We start from the raw sequence: 20,771 nt of genomic DNA, 5'->3' as shown, positions 1-20,771 counted from the left end.
CTGAAAAATGCGCACAAAAGTGACATATTGTTTTCTTATTGTGATCGAAAACAACAAATAGTTAACATTTGGTTTGGTGAGTACCTTCAATGGGCTAAAAAATTCGGATTTAAGTCAGGAATGTATTAATGCAATTCAGTACGGGGCACAGAGAATACAGCCAGATATTTGTTACATTGGCGATGGTTTTCTCTCTATTGAAAAAGGAGAAGGAAGACTGTGATTGTAAAACAGAAGAGTAATACGGGGTCGTTAAATCCGTCGTCATTTTGCCGCTACAACCAAAGAAAAAGGGGCTACGCTTTCACGTAACCCCTTGATTTATTTGGTGGGCTGGCGGAGTTTGAATAAATATTGTATTGCTTTGATTTTTAATGATTTTGTTTAATTCAGTTTTTGTGCGTATACCTAATCGTATACCAATGGCTGTAAGTTAATGTGAAATGAAAGCGCATTTTTACTTGGATTGATGCTATATCGTACAGGAAAAAAATTTTTTTTCGAAAGAACTGTTCACACTGTTCACCTTTCTTTTTTCTCCTTTTATTTCAGAGTGATAGGTGGTGAATAATGGGTGAAGGGTGAACATTCGATTCTTCACCTCCGGCATTCTGCCGGTGTGACTCATACCGGTGATTAATCCCCCGTACTGAAATCACTCAGGAAGAAAAAAGTTTTTTTTGATTTGATTGTTCACACTGTTCACCTTTCGTTTTTCTCTTTTAATTTCAGTGTGATAACGGGTGAATATACGGTGAAGGGTGAACAGTGGATTGTTCACCTTCGGGGGATGTCGGGATAAAAAAAGACCGGCAGATGCCGGTCAGGTGGGTCAGGCTGTTGTAGGGTCGTCACATTTTGGCAGCCAGTCGCCGTAGCTTTCCTCTTTCAGCGTCAGGTTGGTCTGTATCCCCTGTTTGGTATGGCGCTTCTCGTAATTCAGCCCGTATTCCTTCAGCATCACCGGCAGCCCCAGCCCGAACATTTTCAGACTGAGTACATTCCGGTAGCCGTTTGCCTCCATGTAGGCCAGATAGGCGTGATAGAGGTATTTACGGTAATTACGCGGGATGATACTGGCGTTCCCCATATACATGCCGCTGGTCTGCGGCAGGGTTTCCAGATAGCCGATAAAATCAAACGTCGGGTCGGCATCCCGTTTGATGTTCAGCGCCTCGTCTGAGTTCTGCTGGGACTGAAGCAGTGACCGGGCGAGCATCGGGTCGCTGAACTTCTGCATCAGGTGACGCACGATGACCGCCAGCTCGCGGGTGATTTTGTCCTTAAGCTGCGGGTCGCGCTCCTGCGGGGCTATCTGTTCCGGGAAGTGAATAATCACCCGCCGGCGTGACACGCCGCCGCTGCGGTCGGTGAAGCGCATCGGGTTATTGTTCACGGCCAGAATCACCGCCGGGATATGCGTGGAGTACGCATCCCGGTATTTCGGGTCCACGGACACCGCATCGCCGCCGGTGATGGCCTTGAGTCCGGCACCGTCGCCGCTCCATTTTTCCTGGTCCGGCAGGCGTATCAGTGAGAAGCCAGTTAACGCGGCACGTTCACGCGGGGATTCCAGCGTCTCAATGGTGGCCGACGTGGCGTTATCCTCCCCGGCCAGCAGGGTGGCTATTTCGGCCATGATACTTTTGCCGCTGCCGCCGGGACCGGTCACCTCCAGAAAGAGCTGCCAGTCGTAGCGGTTTGCCAGCACCATAAACAGTGCGGCCAGAATCACGTCGCGTTTTTCCGCACGGCCACCGGCGGCACGGTCAAGCCAGCGCCAGAACGCGGGGGCGTGGGTTTCCAGCGTTTCCCCTTCCACCGGCGGGGTGAAATCCACATCGCACAGGGTACGCATCCAGTGTGACGGACTGTGCGGGTGGAACGTGCCGTTCTGCGTGTCGAGCACGCCGTTACGAAAGCCAATCAGGCAGCGGGAGGGGGCTTCCTGCTGCGGAATAATCAGCTTCAGGGTGTCCACCACGGAGGCCACCTTCCCGGAGGAGAACGGCGCGCGCAGCCGCTGAAACAGCCCGGCCACATCCCGGGCAAAGTCCTGTGGTGGCAGCACCTTCCAGACACCATTTTCATAACGGGACAGAAGCTGGCCGTTGGCATCAACCGCGAGCGCCTCGCCGTAATGCTCATAGATACGCATGGCCTTTTCGCTGGTACTCATGGCGGAAAACTCCGCTTCGCTCATGGTGTCGAACGGGCTTTCAGCCGGTGGCCGGATTGCATCATAAATGGCCTTACGGGTGGCTTCCCCGCCGTACTGCGTGAAGGCATCATTCCAGTCACCGAAGACCGGCGGCAGGGCAACAACACCTTCACACGCATCTGCGGCTGCGGCGGCTTTTTTCTGGCCGTCACCGCTGAGGTCACGGTCTGCGGCAAGGACAATCTGACAGGCCGGATGCTTCTGCCGGGCAAGGCTGGCCAGAGAAAGGAGGTTCACGGAAGAAAGCGCCACCATCACCGTTTCACCGGTCAGGTGATGCACGGTAAGTGCGGTCGCGTATCCCTCCGCTATCCACAGACGTTTTCCGGCCTGATTCTGTCCTTCAAGGGTGTGACAGGTGCCCCTGACCTGTCCGCCTTTCAGGGTGCGCTTACGGCCGTCAGCACTGATTAACTGAAGGTTAACCAGTTCGCCGCTGTCGTCATACAGTGGCACCACAAGGTCACCGGCGCGCCAGCTCACACCACCGGCTCTGTGTGTGCCGGTCAGCATCCGGCATTCCCGGTCGGGAAAGCCCTTGCGGGTCAGGTAGGCGTTACCGGTTCCGGGACGGGTTTTTGCCATCAGGGTTTGTGCCAGTGCGGCAGCGTTCTTCCGGGTAGCTTCTGTTTCAGCAACGGCGGCAGCCGTCACTGCCGGGTCAGCCGGGGGCAGGCTACCGGTCACGGCAGCCACCTTTGCTGCCGCGTCGGACGGGGAAACACCAAACACCTTTTCAACCAGTTTCAGGCCGTCACCGGCACCACACTGATTGCAGTACCAGGTGCCGCGCCCCTCCCTGTCATCAAAACGGAAACGGTCACTCCCGCCACAGACCGGACAGGGCTGATGACGGTTCTTCAGCACCTGAATCCCCAGCGCCGGGAGAATACGCGGCCAGTGGCCGAGCGCATGGCTGACGGTGGCGGTTACGTTCATTTTCATGGTGTTGTTCTCCTTCAGTGCAGTACCGGCGCTTTTATGTGACGGGCACAGAGTTCATCCATCACAACCAGCCCGAGAAAGGACAGCGACGGCGCGGCCTTCAGGGGGCCGGATTCCATTAAATCTTCCAGCAGGGCACAGGCTATCTGACGCCCTTTTTCCTCACCGTGCTGGCGCAGATAAAAGCCTTCCAGCTCAGCGGCGATGGCCGCCTCCAGTGACTCAAGGGTGAGATGCGGGTAGCGGTGCTGACGTTCGCACACGGTCAGCCAGGCACAGGCGACAGCGCGACGGTAAAGGGCAGCGCGTAAGACGGGCGGTAAGGGTGTTTTCATTTGTTTTCCTCCCTGTGACAGATGACTGCATTCCGTGCCGGTTGCATTAACTGATAAGGCATATCTGCGTCTCCTGAAGACGTGCGTATCCCTGCGCGAATACGCACATTTAATTTTTCGGGTGTCGTTTTTTAATTACAGATAATTGCGGTAACTGTTATCCGGGGTGATTTCCGGGTCAGGCTCCGTGCGGGGGATTTCCCGCCATTCCCGCGCCACCGGTGCCGCCCGGCTGGCCGGAACAGTGTCCTGCGGGTAAATATCCAGATATTTCTCCCGCCATTTCTGTAATTCCGGGTCTCCGGCCATTTCTTTCAGTACCGCATGCCGGTTTACGGGGCTGCGTTTAAACAGGTCAGGACGGTCACAGGTAAATTCCCGCAGAAAACGCCCCAGCGGGATGTCTGTGGTGCGCCCGTCATTGAGGATACGCACAAGGATACTGAATTTACGGCGGTACGGGTTCCAGACAATTTCCGGGCAGCGGTACGGCATTTCCCACGGAATACCGTCTTCCAGAATGCCGACCACGGCCACATCGGGAAAACCGGCAGAACGGTAAATCTCACCGGGCTGGGGAAAATCAAACATGCGTCCTGTCTCCCCGGTCTTTCTGCTGGGCGAGAAAATCGCGGCACAGGCCTTTGGCTTTCAGCTCATTCAGCACAAAATCAATATCTTCATTCAGGTAGCTGAAAATATGCGGAATGTAGAGCTGATGCAGGCCGGAGAGTTCACGGTGAATCAAATCACCCCCAACAAACTGGGATACGGCGCTGGCGCGGTTGAGCTTATGGTAAGCCTCAATGCTGAGGTGTTCACAGGCGTCATGACGCGCTGAGACGGTCTGAGGGGCTTTTTTATTACGCACGGGACACCTCCACCACCGGCAGACGGGCAGCAAGGGAGAGCACATAGTCACGGACAAGGGAACGGCGGGCACTGCGTTCATCACCGGCGACGGTGCGAAGCATACAGATACGGGGATGACGGTCTGCGCGACGGACAGCCGCAAACACAAAGACAAATTCAGGGTGTGAGGGGGTAAGGGTTGTAGCCATAAGGCAGCCTCCTTCGAGTAGCAAATAACTGCTATCGCCGGAGTTCTCACGCTCGATGGCGATAGCCCAGACGGGGGTGAGAATACCGGCCTCGAAGAATACCGGCCAGCCCGGAGGCTGCCCCGCCTGAGCTACCATTGACTCAGTGGCATAACATGCGATTGCGAACAGGATCATACCTGCACGGCAAACCACACGCCACACCATAATCTGGCGCTCTGTGGCGTTGATTGCGACACAAAAAAAGACGCATGGCGCGTCATATGTCGCCTTCGAGTTACACGGGTTCTCACGCCCGGCTGCCGATTTTGCGGCAACGGAAAGACTATATCCGCAAATGCCGGAAAAAGGCAAGCCAGAAAAAGGGAGTTTTTGCAGAGCGGGCATCATCATGCGTCATACCCCCGTTTGCGTCCGGCAATGCGGCCGGCCATCCATGCGGTGACTTCAGAGTGCAGCCAGGCCACATTTTTACCGCCAAGACTCACCTGCGGCGGAAATTCCCCCTTACGGATGAGTTCATAGATGGTCGAGCGTGACAGGCCGCACAGGTGCATCACTTCCGGCAGACGTAAAAAACGCTCCTGCGTGATGTCCGGCAGCGGCATCAGTGGCGTCACAGGGGCGGGAGACGGGGAAGAAAAAACAGCTTGCATCGGGCTACCTCGTTAATGTCCATACAGCACCGGATAAGTCCGTCCGGCTTCGGGTAGCGCTTTATTTTGTGAATATTTTTGGCAGACGCAACAGGGGGGATTTGTTCCGGCAGCCTTACAATGCTTGTGTATTTTTTGTTCATCTCCACTTAAAGTCATTTAAAGCCACTTAAAGCAATTCGTAATTTTTATAGTGAAATACAAATCGTTTTTTCTTATTCATTCCCGGCGAATTAATAAAAACAAACAGTAATAAACAGCACAAAAAGCCCATCAACGGGTGAACAGTGGTGAACAGACGGTGAACAGTCATTACTGCGATTGTTCACCCTTTAACTTGCTGTATTACTTATCTTTTTTCTTATGGTGAACAGAGGTGAATAGTAAAATATAAAAAAACAAACAGTAAGCCGGTTTTTCCTGCGACCTTTTCCTGGCTTGCCGGTCTGAGGATGAGTCTCCTGTGTCAGGGCTGGCACATCTGCAATGCGTCGTGTTGTTGTCCGGTGTACGTCACAATTTTCTTAACCTGAAGTGACGAGGAGCCGGAAAATGTCTGACAACACCATCCCTGAATATCTGCAACCCGCACTGGCACAACTGGAAAAGGCCAGAGCCGCCCACCTTGAGAACGCCCGACTGATGGATGAGACCGTCACGGCCATTGAACGGGCAGAGCAGGAAAAAAATGCGCTGGCGCAGGCCGACGGAAATGACGCTGATGACTGGCGCACAGCCTTTCGTGCAGCCGGTGGTGTCCTGAGCGACGAGCTGAAACAGCGCCACATTGAGCGCGTGGCACGCCGGGAGCTGGTACAGGAATATGACAATCTGGCCGTGGTGCTGAATTTTGAACGTGAACGCCTGAAAGGGGCGTGTGACAGCACGGCCACCGCCTACCGGAAGGCACATCATCACCTTCTGAGTCTGTATGCAGAGCATGAGCTGGAACACGCCCTGAATGAAACCTGTGAGGCGCTTGTCCGGGCAATGCATCTGAGCATCCTGGTACAGGAAAATCCGCTCGCCAACACCACCGGCCATCAGGGCTACGTCGCACCCGATAAGGCTGTCATGCAGCAGGTGAAATCATCGCTGGAACAGAAAATTAAACAGATGCAAATCAGCCTCAGCGGCGAGCCGGTTCTCCGGCTGACCGGACTGTCAGCGGCAACACTTCCGCACATGGATTATGAGGTGGCAGGCACACCGGCACAGCGCAAGGTGTGGCAGGACAAAATAGACCAGCAGGGAGCAGAGCTTAAGGCCAGAGGACTGCTGTCATGATTTACTGCCCGTCGTGTGGACATGTTGCTCACACCCGCCGCGCACATTTCATGGACGATGGCACCAAGATAATGATTGCACAGTGCCGGAATATTTATTGCTCTGCGACATTTGAAGCGAGTGAAAGCTTTTTCTCTGACAGTAAAGATTCAGGAATGGAATACATTTCAGGCAAACAGAGATACCGCGATTCACTGACGTCAGCCTCCGGCAGTATGAAACGCCCGAAAAGAATGCTTGTTACCGGATATTGTTGTCGGAGATGTAAAGGCCTTGCACTGTCAAGAACATCGCGGCGTCTGTCTCAGGAAGTCACCGAGCGTTTTTATGTGTGCACGGATCCGGGCTGTGGTCTGGTGTTTAAAACGCTTCAGACCATCAACCGCTTCATTGTCCGCCCGGTCACACCGGACGAACTGGCAGAACGCCTGCATGAAAAACAGGAACTGCCGCCAGTACGGTTAAAAACACAATCATATTCGCTGCGTCTGGAATGAGGGCTGCCGGTTAACACCGGCCGTCGCCGCACACCGTATTTTTATTCTTCAGCATGATGAGAAAGAGATAACGATGGAAAGCACAGCCTTACAGCAGGCCTTTGACACCTGTCAGAATAACAAAGCAGCATGGCTGCAACGCAAAAATGAGCTGGCAGCGGCCGAACAGGAATACCTGCGGCTTCTGTCAGGAGAAGGCAGAAACGTCAGTCGCCTGGACGAATTACGCAATATTATCGAAGTCAGAAAATGGCAGGTGAATCAGGCCGCCGGTCGTTATATTCGTTCGCATGAAGCCGTTCAGCACATCAGCATCCGCGACCGGCTGAATGATTTTATGCAGCAGCACGGCACAGTACTGGCGGCCGCACTGGCACCGGAGCTGATGGGCTACAGTGAACTGACGGCCATTGCCCGAAACTGTGCCATACAGCGTGCCACAGATGCCCTGCGTGAAGCCCTTCTGTCCTGGCTTGCGAAGGGGGAAAAAATTAATTATTCCGCACAGGATAGCGACATTTTAACGACCATCGGATTCAGGCCTGACGCGGCTTCGGTGGATGACAGCCGTGAAAAATTCACCCCTGCGCAGAACATGATTTTTTCGCGTAAAAGTGCGCAACTGGCATCACGTCAGTCTGTGTAAAATTCCCCGAAAACCCGCTTGTTTTTACTGAAAAAAGCCATGCATCGATAAGGTGCATGACTTTGCATGCGTTTTCCCGCCCCATTATCAACAAAACACGCCATTCCCGGCGCGGCCTGAGCGTGTCAGTGCAACTGCATTAAAACCGCCCTGCAAAGCGGGCGGGCGAGGCGGGGAAAGCACTGCGCGCAGTATAAGAATTAAATAGGTATGGATTTTAAAATCCATCAAGTAGCTGATTGATACCATTGCTCTCATCACAATTTATTTGCTCTAACTCAAATAAAGCACTGTCGTACTTTATTTGGGGAGTGTTTTCAAATGACAATAAAGATTCGATTAGTCTTATTTCTTTATCTTTATTTATGTCTTTAAGTGAGTCTAAAGTTAAATTGAATTTAACTTCGGGTTGTTTTCCTACTTCCATCATGATATTTGACTCCAACTCTGGATCAGTATTGAAGAATCGATGTGTCTTATGGAAATAACTAGGTTTTCTTGATTTTAAAATACTTAGTATATCCGACTTGATAGTGCTTTCCCGTGCTATCACAAGCCAATGGTTGGCAACCCCTGTGATGGTGGTAATGATGTGGGAGCCATTTTCACTTAGTTCATTAAAGGCTCTTAAGTCACCCTTGAAAAAATCATTTAGCAACTCATTTTCTTTATCTTTATCAAAAAGGTAAATTATTGAATTGCCGGCTAATGATATTTCAGCCTTAGTTTTTATAGTATCGCAATTAAATTGCGCGGTCTCATTTTTTAATTCTTCGTAAGATGATTTTAAGTCTAAAAGCAAGCATTTTATTATACTTGATCTGAAAGATGAGTAATCAATATCAGCACAAAGTGAAAATAAATTTCTGTGACGAATGGATTCAGGGCTGTAATATAGCTTTGTTAATATTTCTTTTTGGCGTTCTTTTGTGTCACGACAGATAAACATAGCTGCAAAATATTCCATTAATGATTTGTGTGACCAACGAATAATAGCGCCTTCTTTGACAAATAATGGAACGGTTTCAATTAAGTCCTGAATAAAAAGAGATGGTGAAGTTGATATTCCGGGAATTTTTGAAATGATATTTTGCAATGTTATTTGCAGATCGTCTTTCGTAAACTCAATTTTACCTCCGTCTTTCAAACACCAAAAACCTAATCTCCTTAAGACCTGATGGAAGTCAGTGGAGTCTAGCTTAGAAAATTTTTCTCTAACATAACCAAGTTCTTTAGTTAAATCATGAGACTCATACAAAGCGTCAAATACTTGGCTATAAAATAACTCTCTTTTTCTTGGTATTATCGGTTTGAATTTATATGCACAAAATAATAATGAAACATAAAGAGGTGTGGATAAAAATTCATTTAGATTATGACCATTCTCCAGTCGTAATCCTTTAATTAATTGAGATGAAATAGGGCCACGTCCATCATATCGACGTAATAGATCATACGCTTGATTCGTTTCTAATGGGTTGATTTTAAATCTTGAGAAACCATGTAGTTCTGATAAGAAATTATCATGACGAGAAGTTATAATTATTTTGCTTTCTGAGAAATTATTAGCAAAGGTACTTAGTAAATTTACGATCTTGGATTTGAGTTGTTGTGGGATTTCATCTATGCCATCGAAAAGATAAATAAAAGGGATTTTTTTGAGGCAGTTGTCTGAAATGTCTTCTCCTAAACCAAGTTGATGTTTCACCTGTAGCGCAAAATCATAATCTTTAGCACGTCGTAATTCAATGTATATTGGAATGTATTCCTTATTAGCGATGCAATCTAAAGCAATTCTTTTCATTAGGGTGGACTTACCCATTCCTGCTGAGTCAGTGATTAATATATGATTGAAATTATCTAATAAATCTGCATTGTCTTTTATTAGGCATGTGTATGGTTTTTTTTCATTATCGTAATAAATGCTCATTGGCTCATAAATATCTAGAAGCTCTACTGGAGTATTTTGAAAAGCTAAGGTATTCACAAGGGAGCATTGCCCTTTCACATTTGATAGGAAACGTTCAAGATTTTTATTCAAGAAGCGTGCTGCATGTACATCTATTAAATAATTACGAACACTACTTTCTATGATAGGTAATATTTTATTCTTAATAACCTCCTTTGCCCATGGAAGAGATGCAGAGACTAATACATCAAGAGATACTGGTTGCATGAATTATACCTTATTTTCTACGTTTAAATTTTTGACCTTAAGTCCCCACCAGTTCATTAAATCGATTCTGGCATGTAAATATGTTGAGCGGTTATATGCTCTTCTAACTTCGTTTTTGTCAGAGTGCGCTAAAGCAGCTTCAATGACATCTGGGTTAAAACCTCTTTCATTCATGGCTGTACTTGCTATTGAACGTAGACCATGAGCAACCAGCTTCCCGCCATAACCAATACGTTTTAAAGCAGCATTAGCAGTTTGGCTATTCATTGGCTGTTTTGGGTCATTTCTACTGGGAAAAACATGTTCACGATGAGCACTGATTGGTTTCATTACCTCCAGAATCTCTATTGCCTGAGGTGATAAAGGAACAATGTGTTCCCGCTTAGCTTTCATCCGTTCGGCTGGAATAGTCCAGAGCTTTGCGTCAAGATCGATCTCTGCCCAACGAGCACCGGAAGCTTCAGAAGGGCGCACAAGGGTCAGAAGCTGCCACTCAATTAGACAGCGAGTCGAAACAGAGAGGTTCGACATCACCAAAGAGCGCATGAGTTTTGGTAATTCTTCAGGTCGTAGCGTTGGCATGTGTTGCTTTTTGGGTTTCTCAAATGCCATACCAATACCAGATGCCGGGTTTGCATCAATCAGGCCAGTGTTGACGGCGTAGATCATGATTTCGTTAATACGCTGCACCAGTCGACGTACAGTCTCTAGCGCCCCACGTGCTTTGATTGGCTCAAGGGTTTCAACTAGTGTTCGGGCTTTGATTTGCTGGACAGGGATCTCCCCGATGACAGGGAATACGTCTTTTTCCAGTGACCGCCATATATCTTTAGCGTAATCAGGTGTAACGCTTTTGCTTTTGAGCTGGAACCAGTTAGCGGCGACCGTTGAAAAAATACTGTCCAGAGCGATTTGCTGCTGTTCCTCTGCAACTTCGGCCTGAATTTGCGGGTCAATTCCGTTGGCTAACAAAGCAAGGTAATCCGCTCTTAACCGTCGAGCATCAGCAAGTGAAAGGGCGGGGAAAGCACCAAGCCCCATCATTGTCCGCTGTTTTGTTGCTGGACGTTGATAACGGAAACGCCACAACTTCTTACCGTTCGTTTTAACGAGCAGAAAAAGACCATCGCCATCATGTAACGTTAGATCCTTTTCTAACGCTCTAGCGCGCAGAACTTCTGTGCTGGTCAGGGGGCGTGTCGTTCTTGCCACTGTGGCCGCTCCTTCATTAATTGGTATACGCGTTTAGGTAAACATCCTACCGTATACCTAAACGTATACCAATAATCACTGGATTTAGCTGGATATCCTCGGACAACGGTAGACACAAAAAAGCCCGCAGAGCTTGTGCCATGCGGGCTTTCAGGATTTCTCCGGACGTATCCGGAAGAGCAAGTGGTGGAGCTGGCGGGAGTTGAACCCGCGTCCGAAATTCCTACATCCTCGGCACTACATGCTTAGTCTGTCTTTACATTCGCTTGCCAGCTGCGGACGGACACGCCACTAACAAACTAGCCTGATTAAGTTTTAACGCTTCAACCCCAGGCAGGGCTTCCACGCGATCTCTTTTGGGTTTGACCTCTCTTGATCCCCGTCCTAAGAGCGGAGGCTAGGGAGAGAGGGCTCTAAGCAGGTTATTAAGCTGCTAAAGCGTAGTTTTCGTCGTTTGCGACTATTTTTTGCGGCTTTTTACGAGGCCAACCGCCCCTCGGCATGCACCTTGGGTTTCGCAAATCCCGTCGAATCCAGAATCAGCCCCAATGTGTAACAGCGAGTATACCAGATTTGTGAGCGTCATGACCAGCCCCAATGGCGTTATCGTTCAGGATTTAGCGCCCGCCTGGCATGATTTTTATTCGATTAAGCAAAGGGATGACGACATCTGTATCAAATATGATAGCCGATAAGATGTGCATTCGCGCCACCGGAGAGGGGAGGCGCGGGGAGGATCTGGTCAGAATATGTGATGCAGGTTTAACGGTGAGCGTTTTTCATGATACGCGCTTTATCAACCTGCCATTCACGTTCTTTGATGTCGGAACGTTTATCGTGCTGTTTCTTACCTTTCGCGACGCCGATTTTCACTTTGCACCAGGCATTTTTCCAGTACAGAGAGAGCGCCACTACGGTATAGCCTTCACGATTGACGCGACCATATAATGAGTCCAGTTCGCGCTGGTTGAGAAGTAACTTGCGGGTACGAGTAGGATCGCACACCACATGTGTGGAAGCCACTGCCATCGGCGTGATATTTGCGCCAAACAGGAACGCTTCACCGTCGCGCAGAAGGACATAGCTGTCACTAATATTGGCTTTTCCTGCGCGCAGGGATTTAACTTCCCAGCCTTGCAGGGCAAGTCCCGCTTCGAACTCTTCTTCAATAAAGTATTCGTGACGGGCGCGCTTGTTAAGCGCGATGGTCGCTGAACCAGGTTTATGTGCTTTTTTCTTCGTCATAAGCGTCGTGAATCATCGGTAATCTGAAATCGAAAATACCCCATATCAATCCTGCGGGGGACAAGGCTCTATCTTAGCATGAACACGATGTTACCCAGCGCCGGGATAGCGTTTTTTTTACAGCAGGATAAATGATATTATTTGTTGGATTTTTGTTGATGGAATTTGTTATGCCTCAAATTAGCCGGACCGCACTCGTTCCCTACAGCGCGGAGCAAATGTATCAGTTAGTGAATGACGTTCAGTCTTATCCTCAGTTTTTGCCAGGTTGTACTGGAAGTCGGATTCTGGAGTCCACTCCTGGACAGATGACCGCTGCGGTAGATGTCTCTAAGGCTGGGATCAGCAAAACGTTTACTACCCGCAATCAGTTGACCAGTAACCAAAGTATTCTGATGAATCTGGTTGATGGGCCGTTCAAGAAATTGATCGGTGGCTGGAAGTTTACACCATTGAGTCCGGAAGCGTGCCGTATCGAGTTTCATCTCGACTTTGAGTTTACTAATAAGTTGATTGAACTCGCCTTCGGTCGCGTGTTTAAAGAGCTGGCGGCTAATATGGTGCAGGCTTTCACCGTGCGAGCAAAAGAGGTTTATAGTGCCAGGTAAAATTGCTGTAGAGGTAGCTTACGCGTTACCAGAGAAGCAGTATTTGCAGCGTGTAACATTGCAGGAGGGCGCGACGGTTGAAGAGGCAATTCGCGCAAGTGGTTTGCTGGAATTGCGTACAGATATCGATTTAACTAAAAATAAAGTCGGCATTTACAGTCGTCCGGCAAAACTGAGCGATATCGTGCGCGATGGCGATCGTGTAGAGATTTATCGACCTCTGATTGCCGATCCGAAAGAGCTTCGTAGACAGCGCGCAGAGAAATCGGCGAATAAATAGCAGGCAGAAAAAAGGTGCTCACTGAGCACCTTTTTTAATCGCTATAAACAGCAAGTTTTATTCGTTGCCACTCAGCGCAGGTTTGTTATCAATATTGGTCAACACACCGCTGCTGTTAAAGGTCAGCGTCAGAGTTTGCTGCGTTACACCTTCATGGCCTGGTTGCTGGCGGAAGACATAAAACCAGGTATTTGTACCAAATGGATCGGACATCAGCGGTGTACCCAATGCGTACGCAACTTGTTGTTGCGTCATGCCAACGCGTATTTTGGACACGTCGTTAGCGGTCAGATAGTTCCCCTGGTTGATGTCAGGACGGTAAACCACTCGCTCCAGAGTGGAACAGCCTGCGGTCAACATCAATAGTACTGCTGCGGCAGCAGTCAGCGTTTTACAGCGCATAATGATTTGATTCCTTTTCGGGCCCGAGCAGTACGTGGCTCATCTGTAATATGCCGATGATAATAGACCTTTCATCACTTTAAAACCTTTTGCTTTCCGGTCTTACGGCGTTTTGCTGTCTACTCTGACCGTGAAGCGGTAAAAAAGTTTACGCTGCCAGTAGTTCTTTCGCGTTTGCCAGCGTGTTGCGTGTGACTTCACTGCCGCCAAGCAGGCGTGCCAGCTCTTGTAACCGCGCCTTTTTATCCAGGGATTGCATATGCGTTTCGGTCATAGCACCATCGGTGTCTTTGCTGACAAAATAGTGTTGATGACCGCATCCTGCAACTTGTGGCAGGTGGGTAACACACATCACCTGGGTTGATTCACCAAGCTGACGTAGCAGTTTGCCGACAACTGCCGCTGTCGGACCGCTAATCCCCACATCCACTTCATCGAAAATAAGCGCCGGGGTTTCCATTTTACGCGCGGTGATGACCTGAATTGCCAGTGCGATACGGGACAATTCACCACCGGAGGCGACTTTGGCAATGGGCTGCATCGGCTGACCTGGGTTGGTGGTTACCCGAAACTCAATACGATCAGCACCGTCAGCGCCCAGGTGATGTTCGTCAAATTTAACATCAATCGTAAACTGTCCATGCGGCATGGACAGCGCCTGCATACTGTCGGTGATCAGGTGTGCCAGCTCAGTTGCATAGTGCTGGCGTTGCAGGTGTAATGCGCGCGCAGTTTCCAACGCCTGCTGATGATGTTTCGTTACCGCCAACGCGAGCGTTTCTTGCGAGTCGGCCTGATCGTCAAGTTGCTGCTGTTCTTCCAGCAGTGACTGATAATATTGCGGCAATGCCTCCGGGCTGACGTGGTGTTTACGTGCCAGCGAAATCTGCTTTGAGATACGCTGTTCAAGTTCAAACAAGCGGTTAGGGTCGAGATCCAGACGATCGCAGTAGTGGCGTAATTCGTCACTGGCTTCGGCAATCTGAATAGTGGCCTCTTCCAGCATATCAAGTACGCTGGACAGTTTGCTGTCCATACCAATCAATTCGCTGACCAGTTGTTTTGCAGTGTAAAGCTGACTTTGTAGGTTCGCATCTTCACCGTCGGCCATTAATGCCAGTGCATTCTGGCTGGTCGTAAGCAATTGACCGCTGTTAGCCAGACGTTTGTACTCTTCGTCGATTTGTTCAAACTCGCCGGGCTGCGGATTAAATTCGTTCAGTTCTTTTAATTGGTATTGCAGTAGTTCAGCACGGGCGGCGCGTTCCTGACTTAGTTGTTGATGATGCGCGAGGTCACGGCAGCTTTGATGCCACAACTGATAACGCGCGGTCATTTCCTGGAGCAGAGACGTTTCATTGGCGTAGCCATCAAGCAGGAATTTCTGATGCTCAGGTTTGGTGAGTAACTGATGAGCGTGTTGACCATGGATCTGAATCAGCAACTGACCCAGTTCGCGTAGCTGAGACAGCGGAACAGCCGTACCGTTGATAAACCCACGAGAGCGGCCATCGCTACTGATAACGCGGCGAAGCAGGCATTCGTGGCCATCTTCCAGTTGGTTTTCTTCCAGCCAGCGCAGTGCTGCGGGCGTATCTTTCAGTGAAAAACGGGCGCACAAATCAGTGCGGGCAGCGCCGGTACGCACCATGTCGGCTTCAGCACGACCACCGAGACACAGACCGAGAGCATCTATCGCAATAGATTTACCCGCGCCGGTCTCGCCGGTTATTACGGTCATGCCGCTGTGAAAATCAATCTCAAGCTCACGAACGATAGCAAAGTTGCTGATGGTCAGTTGTGCCAACATAGTTGTTTTCCTGTATGAAAAACCATTACTGTTATTGTGTACAGTATAAACTGGTTTTATATACAGTAAAGAGGCTGGCGTAAAATTAGAATAATTTTTTTGACCAGCCGAGCTTGGTACTTAATGTGTTGAAATAGCTGTAATCTTTCGGATGAATCAGATTCAGATGGTAATCACAGCGCCGAATCAGGACATCTTCACCTTCCTGAATCGGCAGTGCTATTTGACTGTCGCAACTGATTTCCAGGTCGTTACGGCGATGCGAAAAACGCAGGCGGATCGTGCTGCTGCTGTTTATGACCAGTGGTCGCGCTGACAGCGTATGCGGAAACATGGGCACCAGGGTAATCGCATCCAGAGAGGGGGTCAGAATCGGGCCACCCGCCGACAGAGAATAGGCGGTAGAGCCTGTAGGCGTCGAAATAATCAGTCCATCGGAACGCTGAGAAAACGCAAAGATCTCGTCGATGTACACTTCGAACTCAATCATATGCGCCACTTTGCCAGGATGTAGTACCACTTCATTAATCGCGGTGCTGATGCGTTTCTGGCAATCTTGCTGGCAGACCTGCGCTTCCAGCAAAAAACGTTTCTCGCTGATGTAATGACCTTCCAGCACATCGGCTAACTGTTGTTGGGCGTTATCAGGGTCAAGGTCGGTCAGGAAACCCAGGTTACCACGGTTGATGCCGATGACTTTAATGTCGTAGCGCGCGAGTGTGCGCGCTGCGCCCAGCATATTACCGTCGCCACCAACGACTACCGCGAGATCAGCCAGTTGCCCAATCTCCGCGAGCGTGCCAGTTTTCACATTCTTCAGTTGTAGTTCGTGAGCGATTTGCTGCTCGACGATGACCTCGTAACCTTTTGTGCACAGCCAGCGGTAGAGCATTTCATGTGTTGTCAATGCAGTAGGGTGCCGTGGGTGTCCCACAATGCCAATACACTTGAAATGATTATTCATTTTTCCGAGGTCCTTGTTGCGAAGATTGATGACAATGTGAGTGCTTCCCTTGAAACCCTGAAACTGATCCCCATAATAAGCGAAGTTAGCGAGATGAATGCGAAAAAAACGCGGAGAAATTCATGAGTAGTAAAGAACAGAAAACGCCTGAGGGGCAAGCCCCGGAAGAAATTATCATGGATCAGCACGAAGAGATTGAGGCAGTTGAGCCAGACGCTTCTGCTGAGCAGGTGGATCCGCGCGATGAAAAAATTGCGAATCTCGAAGCTCAGTTGGCTGAGGCCCAGACCCGTGAACGTGATGGCATTTTGCGCGTAAAAGCGGAAATGGAAAACCTGCGTCGTCGTACTGAACTGGATATCGAAAAAGCGCATAAATTCGCGCTGGAAAAATTCATCAACGAATTGCTGCCGGTGATTGATAGTCTGGATCGCGCGCTGGAAGTGGCTGATAAAGCTAACCCGGATATGTCTGCGATGGTTGAAGGTATTGAGCTGACGCTGAAGTCGATGCTGGATGTAGTACGTAAGTTTGGCGTTGATGTGATTGCCGAAACGAATGTACCGCTGGATCCGAACGTGCATCAGGCTATCGCAATGGTGGAATCTGACGACGTTGCGCCGGGTAACGTACTGGGCATTATGCAGAAAGGTTATACGCTGAACGGTCGTACGATTCGCGCGGCGATGGTTACTGTAGCGAAAGCAAAAGCTTAATTACTGTTTTCGTAATAAATTACGGCCCGGCATGTGAATGCTGGGCCGTTTTCGTTACTCCGCCACACTCTCGCGCAGCGGTTTCACAGGAAAAACTTTTACCTGCTTAATCATATTGTCCTGTACGTCGAGAATATCGATATCGTACTCGCCAATACGCACGCGAGTGCCTGCGACAGGAATCTCTTCCAGTGCCTCAAGAATGACGCCATTAACCGTGCGAGCATCATCTTCTGGCAGATGCCAGTTAAAGGCTTTGTTGATTTCTCGCACGTTGGCTGTGCCATCAATAATCACCGAACCGTCGTTTTGCGGCGTCACTTCTTCAGCAAGCGTTGGCGACATCGACGTGGTGAAATCACCGACAATCTCTTCCAGAATATCTTCAACCGTCACCAGTCCCTGAATATCGCCGTATTCGTTGACGACCAGGCCGACTTTCTTTTTATTGCGTTGAAATTTAACTAATTGCGTACTGAGCGGCGTGCCTTCCGGCACAAAATAGATTTCGTCCGCAGCGCGTAGCATGGTTTCTTTGGTGAACTCTTTTTTCTCCGACATGAGCCGCCAGGCTTCACGCACACGCAACATGCTGATGGCGTCGTCCAGCGAGTCGCGGTACAGCACTATGCGCCCGTGAGGAGAGTGGGAGAGCTGGCGGAGAATCGATTTCCAGTCATCGTTGATATCGATGCCGATAATTTCACTGCGCGGCACCATGATGTCATCGACGGTCATTTTTTCCAGATCGAGTACCGACAGCAGCATATCCTGATTGCGGCGAGAAATTTGTGAACGTGATTCGTGCACAATGGTACGCAACTCTTCTTTGCTTAAAGAGCCGCTGACCACGATATCAGTTTTGATGCCCATCATGCGCATTAACATGCGGGTGATAGCGTTCAGTAACCATACCAGCGGCATCATCAAAATTTGCAGCGGTGCTAACAGAAAACTGCTCGGATAAGCGACTTTTTCCGGGTACAGCGCGGCGATAGTTTTCGGCAATACTTCGGCAAAAACCAGCACCACGAAGGTCAGCACGCCGGTCGCAATTGCTACACCTGCATCGCCATACAAACGCATCCCGACAATGGTGCCCAGTGCGGAAGCGAGAATATTGACCAGGTTATTGCCGATTAACACCAGGCTTATCAGGCGGTCTGGTTTGCGCAGTAATTTTTCGACGCGTTTGGCCGAGCGATTACCCTGTTTCGCCATATGCCGCAGACGATAGCGGTTGAGTGTCATCATTCCGGTTTCGGAGCCGGAAAAATAGGCTGAAATGACCACCATGATGATCAGAATTATGATCAACGTGGTAGTAGAGATATGTTCCAGGGGAAACTCCTTTTCTGGTTTAGCTGATTAACTGCTGGACAATTCGGCTGCCAAAGTAGGCCAGTGTCAGAATGACCGCACCCGCGACGTTAAACCAGACGACGCGGCGTCCACGCCATCCTTCATGATAATGCCCCCACAGCAGCACAATATAGACAAACCACGCCACGATAGAGAGCACGGCCTTGTCGATATTTTCCATGCTAAATAAGTTGTGCATGTAGAACAGGCCAGTACAAAGAGTGAGCGTTAACAGCACCACGCCAATTTGCGTGATGTGGAACATTTTACGCTCAATACTCATCAGCGGAGGCATTTCCTGATTAAACGCCAGCTTCTTGTTCTTCAGTTGGTAATCAATCCATGCCAGTTGCAACGCGTACAGGGCCGCAATAATCAGCGTGGCATAGGAAAAGAGCGATAAGCCAATGTGCACCAGCATTCCTGGCGTCGCTTCCAGATGGGTGATGTATTCATTGGGCATGAAGGTCGCCAGCGCCAGATTGATGAGCGCAAAGGCATAAACAATCGGCAACAGCAGCCAACCACGGTTACGTGAGGCCACGATGGTCATTACCGTACAAATCATCAGGCTGACCAGCGAACCGACATTCAACAGGCTAAGGTTTTGTCCGCTATCGCCGCCTGGCAAAATGCGGGCTTCAAGAGCGATAGCGTGGCAGACCAGCGCGATGACCGCAGAAATAATAGCCATTCGCCGCCAGCCGCCGTTTTTTTGCAGCAGACCGGGAACAATCAGCGCGAGACTGACGGAGTAGGCGACGAGCGCGAGCAGAGCAAAAACGGGCATAGTGATGTCGACAGTTTGAGCAATGAGAAAGAAAAGCAGTATAGCGTCAGGTGAACGCTGCTCCAACCGTTGCATAACAACAAAGACGCCTTCATGTTATACTGCGGCAAAATACAGATGATGTGTCGCGATTGCGGCCAACCGTTTCCACCCCAGGCGAGAGACAATGTTTGATAATTTAACCGATCGTTTGTCGCGCACGCTGCGCAATATCAGTGGCCGTGGACGCCTTACTGAAGACAACGTTAAAGATACGCTGCGCGAAGTGCGCATGGCGCTGCTGGAGGCGGACGTCGCTCTGCCGGTAGTGCGTGAGTTTATCAATCGCGTAAAAGAGAAAGCGGTTGGTCATGAAGTTAATAAAAGCCTGACGCCGGGGCAGGAGTTCGTCAAAATCGTCCGTAACGAGTTGGTTGCGGCGATGGGCGAAGAGAACCAGACCCTGAACCTGGCTGCGCAACCGCCTGCGGTGGTGCTGATGGCGGGCCTGCAAGGTGCCGGTAAAACAACCAGCGTGGGTAAACTCGGTAAGTTCCTGCGCGAGAAGCACAAGAAGAAAGTGCTGGTGGTTTCTGCCGACGTTTATCGCCCGGCGGCAATCAAACAGCTTGAGACGCTGGCTGAACAGGTAGGCGTCGATTTCTTCCCTTCAGATGTTGGTCAGAAGCCGGTTGATATCGTTAACGCGGCGCTGAAAGAAGCTAAGCTGAAATTCTACGACGTGCTGCTGGTGGATACCGCCGGTCGTCTGCACGTTGACGAAGCGATGATGGACGAGATCAAACAAGTCCACGCGTCGATTAACCCGGTTGAAACCCTGTTTGTGGTTGATGCCATGACCGGTCAGGATGCCGCCAATACGGCGAAAGCATTCAATGAAGCGTTACCGCTTACCGGCGTAGTGTTGACCAAAGTGGACGGCGATGCGCGTGGCGGTGCGGCGCTTTCTATTCGCCATATTACCGGCAAGCCTATCAAGTTCCTCGGTGTTGGCGAGAAAACAGAGGCGCTGGAGCCGTTCCATCCGGACCGCATCGCGTCGCGTATTCTCGGCATGGGCGATGTTCTTTCGCTGATCGAAGATATCGAAAGCAAAGTTGACCGCGCGCAGGCAGAGAAATTAGCCAGCAAGCTGAAAAAAGGCGACGGCTTCGATCTTAACGATTTCCTTGAGCAGCTGCGCCAGATGAAAAATATGGGCGGCATGGCCAGCCTGATGGGCAAACTGCCGGGTATGGGGCAGATCCCGGATAACGTGAAATCGCAAATGGACGATAAAGTGCTGGTGCGTATGGAAGCCATCATCAACTCGATGACGATGAAAGAGCGCGCTAAGCCAGAAATCATCAAAGGTTCGCGTAAGCGTCGTATCGCTGCCGGTTGCGGTATGCAGGTGCAGGACGTTAACCGTCTTCTGAAGCAGTTCGACGACATGCAGCGCATGATGAAGAAAATGAAGAAGGGCGGAATGGCGAAGATGATGAGAAGCATGAAAGGGATGATGCCGCCGGGATTTCCTGGTCGCTAAATGACCTTATGCGACAGAGTTATTAACTGC

Annotated in this window: 21 protein-coding genes and 1 other RNA gene; 7 read left to right on the top strand and 15 right to left on the bottom strand. The window is 49.9% G+C overall.

The window, feature by feature from the left end; genetic code table 11:
- Positions 1-832 precede the first annotated feature (832 nt).
- The 6 genes from WC5_RS20205 to WC5_RS20230 all read right to left on the bottom strand — a co-directional run bounded on the left by WC5_RS20205 (position 833) and on the right by WC5_RS20230 (position 5,218).
- Positions 833-3,166 (bottom strand): primase-helicase zinc-binding domain-containing protein, encoded by a 2,334-nt coding sequence (locus WC5_RS20205; RefSeq protein ID WP_016231398.1) that lies wholly within the window; start codon positions 3,164-3,166, stop codon positions 833-835.
- 14 nt (positions 3,167-3,180) lie between these two features.
- Positions 3,181-3,501, bottom strand: coding sequence for a DUF5375 domain-containing protein (locus WC5_RS20210; RefSeq protein ID WP_000856729.1), 321 nt, complete (start codon positions 3,499-3,501; stop codon positions 3,181-3,183).
- Positions 3,502-3,636: 135 nt separating this feature from the next.
- On the bottom strand, positions 3,637-4,092 hold the full coding sequence (locus WC5_RS20215) for a hypothetical protein (RefSeq protein ID WP_000459324.1): 456 nt from the start codon (positions 4,090-4,092) through the stop codon (positions 3,637-3,639).
- A complete protein-coding gene (locus WC5_RS20220) occupies positions 4,085-4,372 on the bottom strand; it encodes a derepression protein (RefSeq protein WP_001244659.1) in 288 nt (95 codons plus the stop codon). The genes WC5_RS20215 and WC5_RS20220 overlap by 8 nt, the downstream gene beginning before the upstream one ends.
- Complete coding sequence (locus WC5_RS20225) at positions 4,365-4,955, bottom strand: host cell division inhibitor Icd-like protein (protein WP_000980240.1); 591 nt, start codon at positions 4,953-4,955, stop codon at positions 4,365-4,367. Before WC5_RS20225 ends, WC5_RS20220 begins: the two co-directional genes overlap by 8 nt.
- The gene (locus WC5_RS20230; RefSeq protein WP_001149160.1) at positions 4,952-5,218 is read right to left on the bottom strand and encodes a helix-turn-helix transcriptional regulator; all 267 of its coding nucleotides are present in this window, start codon (positions 5,216-5,218) and stop codon (positions 4,952-4,954) included. Before WC5_RS20230 ends, WC5_RS20225 begins: the two co-directional genes overlap by 4 nt.
- A gap of 552 nt (positions 5,219-5,770) precedes the next feature.
- On the opposite strand from WC5_RS20230, the gene sid reads away from it, so the two are divergent.
- The 3 genes from sid (at position 5,771) to WC5_RS20245 (ending at position 7,648) form a co-directional block, all read left to right on the top strand.
- Positions 5,771-6,505, top strand: coding sequence for a capsid size-determining scaffold Sid (gene sid, locus WC5_RS20235; protein WP_001283016.1), 735 nt, complete (start codon positions 5,771-5,773; stop codon positions 6,503-6,505).
- Positions 6,502-7,002, top strand: a complete 501-nt coding sequence (locus tag WC5_RS20240; RefSeq protein ID WP_000638634.1) for an ogr/Delta-like zinc finger family protein — start codon at positions 6,502-6,504, stop codon at positions 7,000-7,002. Before sid ends, WC5_RS20240 begins: the two co-directional genes overlap by 4 nt.
- Before the next feature lie 73 nt (positions 7,003-7,075).
- Positions 7,076-7,648 carry a phage polarity suppression protein gene (locus tag WC5_RS20245; protein WP_000446146.1) on the top strand — a complete coding sequence of 191 codons (573 nt, stop codon included), beginning with the start codon at positions 7,076-7,078 and terminating at the stop codon, positions 7,646-7,648.
- A 217-nt stretch (positions 7,649-7,865) separates the two neighbouring features.
- Here WC5_RS20245 and WC5_RS20250 read toward each other — a convergent pair whose 3' ends face one another.
- The 4 genes from WC5_RS20250 to smpB form a co-directional block, all read right to left on the bottom strand.
- Positions 7,866-9,824, bottom strand: a complete 1,959-nt coding sequence (locus tag WC5_RS20250) for an NACHT domain-containing protein (RefSeq protein WP_001183326.1) — start codon at positions 9,822-9,824, stop codon at positions 7,866-7,868.
- 3 nt (positions 9,825-9,827) lie between these two features.
- Positions 9,828-11,036 carry an integrase domain-containing protein gene (locus tag WC5_RS20255; protein ID WP_000124726.1) on the bottom strand — a complete coding sequence of 403 codons (1,209 nt, stop codon included), beginning with the start codon at positions 11,034-11,036 and terminating at the stop codon, positions 9,828-9,830.
- Between the two features lie 184 nt (positions 11,037-11,220).
- Positions 11,221-11,583, bottom strand: a transfer-messenger RNA (tmRNA) gene (gene ssrA, locus WC5_RS23330).
- A gap of 215 nt (positions 11,584-11,798) precedes the next feature.
- Positions 11,799-12,281 carry an SsrA-binding protein SmpB gene (gene smpB / locus WC5_RS20260; protein ID WP_000162574.1) on the bottom strand — a complete coding sequence of 161 codons (483 nt, stop codon included), beginning with the start codon at positions 12,279-12,281 and terminating at the stop codon, positions 11,799-11,801.
- A gap of 170 nt (positions 12,282-12,451) precedes the next feature.
- Here smpB and ratA point away from each other — a divergent pair, with 170 nt between their 5' ends.
- Positions 12,452-12,889, top strand: coding sequence for a type II toxin-antitoxin system toxin RatA (gene ratA, locus WC5_RS20265; RefSeq protein ID WP_024191158.1), 438 nt, complete (start codon positions 12,452-12,454; stop codon positions 12,887-12,889).
- Complete coding sequence (locus WC5_RS20270) at positions 12,879-13,169, top strand: RnfH family protein (RefSeq protein WP_001117835.1); 291 nt, start codon at positions 12,879-12,881, stop codon at positions 13,167-13,169. The genes ratA and WC5_RS20270 overlap by 11 nt, the downstream gene beginning before the upstream one ends.
- Before the next feature lie 57 nt (positions 13,170-13,226).
- Here WC5_RS20270 and bamE read toward each other — a convergent pair whose 3' ends face one another.
- The 3 genes from bamE to nadK form a co-directional block, all read right to left on the bottom strand.
- Complete coding sequence (gene bamE / locus WC5_RS20275; RefSeq protein ID WP_001203438.1) at positions 13,227-13,571, bottom strand: outer membrane protein assembly factor BamE; 345 nt, start codon at positions 13,569-13,571, stop codon at positions 13,227-13,229.
- Positions 13,572-13,719: 148 nt separating this feature from the next.
- Positions 13,720-15,381 carry a DNA repair protein RecN gene (gene recN / locus WC5_RS20280; RefSeq protein WP_000880954.1) on the bottom strand — a complete coding sequence of 554 codons (1,662 nt, stop codon included), beginning with the start codon at positions 15,379-15,381 and terminating at the stop codon, positions 13,720-13,722.
- An 85-nt stretch (positions 15,382-15,466) separates the two neighbouring features.
- A complete protein-coding gene (nadK, locus tag WC5_RS20285) occupies positions 15,467-16,345 on the bottom strand; it encodes an NAD(+) kinase (protein ID WP_001059169.1) in 879 nt (292 codons plus the stop codon).
- Between the two features lie 122 nt (positions 16,346-16,467).
- On the opposite strand from nadK, the gene grpE reads away from it, so the two are divergent.
- Complete coding sequence (gene grpE / locus WC5_RS20290) at positions 16,468-17,061, top strand: nucleotide exchange factor GrpE (protein WP_010351929.1); 594 nt, start codon at positions 16,468-16,470, stop codon at positions 17,059-17,061.
- A gap of 54 nt (positions 17,062-17,115) precedes the next feature.
- Here grpE and WC5_RS20295 read toward each other — a convergent pair whose 3' ends face one another.
- Positions 17,116-18,402: an HlyC/CorC family transporter gene (locus WC5_RS20295; RefSeq protein WP_010723175.1), complete on the bottom strand. Its 1,287-nt coding sequence runs from the start codon at positions 18,400-18,402 to the stop codon at positions 17,116-17,118.
- Positions 18,403-18,421: 19 nt separating this feature from the next.
- The gene (locus tag WC5_RS20300) at positions 18,422-19,213 is read right to left on the bottom strand and encodes a cytochrome C assembly family protein (RefSeq protein WP_024165125.1); all 792 of its coding nucleotides are present in this window, start codon (positions 19,211-19,213) and stop codon (positions 18,422-18,424) included.
- Between the two features lie 166 nt (positions 19,214-19,379).
- Between WC5_RS20300 and ffh the strand changes: the two genes are divergently transcribed.
- Positions 19,380-20,741 (top strand): signal recognition particle protein, encoded by a 1,362-nt coding sequence (ffh, locus tag WC5_RS20305; RefSeq protein ID WP_000460035.1) that lies wholly within the window; start codon positions 19,380-19,382, stop codon positions 20,739-20,741.
- The last annotated feature ends 30 nt before the right edge of the window (positions 20,742-20,771 follow it).

Source organism: Escherichia sp. KTE114, assembly GCF_000407765.1.
GTDB lineage: Bacteria > Pseudomonadota > Gammaproteobacteria > Enterobacterales > Enterobacteriaceae > Escherichia > Escherichia ruysiae.
The sequence above is the reverse complement of the archived record's forward strand: the minus strand, read 5'-3'. Positions and strand labels throughout refer to the sequence as shown.

What these genes read in the sequence shown, in the direction of transcription:
- WC5_RS20300 (WP_024165125.1), bottom strand. Translation starts at nt 19,213, where the DNA reads ATGCCCGTTTTTGCTCTGCTCGCGCTCGTCGCCTACTCCGTCAGTCTC.
- WC5_RS20210 (WP_000856729.1), bottom strand. Translation starts at nt 3,501, where the DNA reads ATGAAAACACCCTTACCGCCCGTCTTACGCGCTGCCCTTTACCGTCGC.
- WC5_RS20205 (WP_016231398.1), bottom strand. Translation starts at nt 3,166, where the DNA reads ATGAAAATGAACGTAACCGCCACCGTCAGCCATGCGCTCGGCCACTGG.
- grpE (WP_010351929.1), top strand. Translation starts at nt 16,468, where the DNA reads ATGAGTAGTAAAGAACAGAAAACGCCTGAGGGGCAAGCCCCGGAAGAA.
- WC5_RS20245 (WP_000446146.1), top strand. Translation starts at nt 7,076, where the DNA reads ATGGAAAGCACAGCCTTACAGCAGGCCTTTGACACCTGTCAGAATAAC.
- WC5_RS20225 (WP_000980240.1), bottom strand. Translation starts at nt 4,955, where the DNA reads ATGATGATGCCCGCTCTGCAAAAACTCCCTTTTTCTGGCTTGCCTTTT.
- sid (WP_001283016.1), top strand. Translation starts at nt 5,771, where the DNA reads ATGTCTGACAACACCATCCCTGAATATCTGCAACCCGCACTGGCACAA.
- bamE (WP_001203438.1), bottom strand. Translation starts at nt 13,571, where the DNA reads ATGCGCTGTAAAACGCTGACTGCTGCCGCAGCAGTACTATTGATGTTG.
- smpB (WP_000162574.1), bottom strand. Translation starts at nt 12,281, where the DNA reads ATGACGAAGAAAAAAGCACATAAACCTGGTTCAGCGACCATCGCGCTT.
- ffh (WP_000460035.1), top strand. Translation starts at nt 19,380, where the DNA reads ATGTTTGATAATTTAACCGATCGTTTGTCGCGCACGCTGCGCAATATC.
- WC5_RS20215 (WP_000459324.1), bottom strand. Translation starts at nt 4,092, where the DNA reads ATGTTTGATTTTCCCCAGCCCGGTGAGATTTACCGTTCTGCCGGTTTT.
- recN (WP_000880954.1), bottom strand. Translation starts at nt 15,381, where the DNA reads ATGTTGGCACAACTGACCATCAGCAACTTTGCTATCGTTCGTGAGCTT.
- nadK (WP_001059169.1), bottom strand. Translation starts at nt 16,345, where the DNA reads ATGAATAATCATTTCAAGTGTATTGGCATTGTGGGACACCCACGGCAC.
- WC5_RS20250 (WP_001183326.1), bottom strand. Translation starts at nt 9,824, where the DNA reads ATGCAACCAGTATCTCTTGATGTATTAGTCTCTGCATCTCTTCCATGG.
- WC5_RS20230 (WP_001149160.1), bottom strand. Translation starts at nt 5,218, where the DNA reads ATGCAAGCTGTTTTTTCTTCCCCGTCTCCCGCCCCTGTGACGCCACTG.
- ratA (WP_024191158.1), top strand. Translation starts at nt 12,452, where the DNA reads ATGCCTCAAATTAGCCGGACCGCACTCGTTCCCTACAGCGCGGAGCAA.
- WC5_RS20240 (WP_000638634.1), top strand. Translation starts at nt 6,502, where the DNA reads ATGATTTACTGCCCGTCGTGTGGACATGTTGCTCACACCCGCCGCGCA.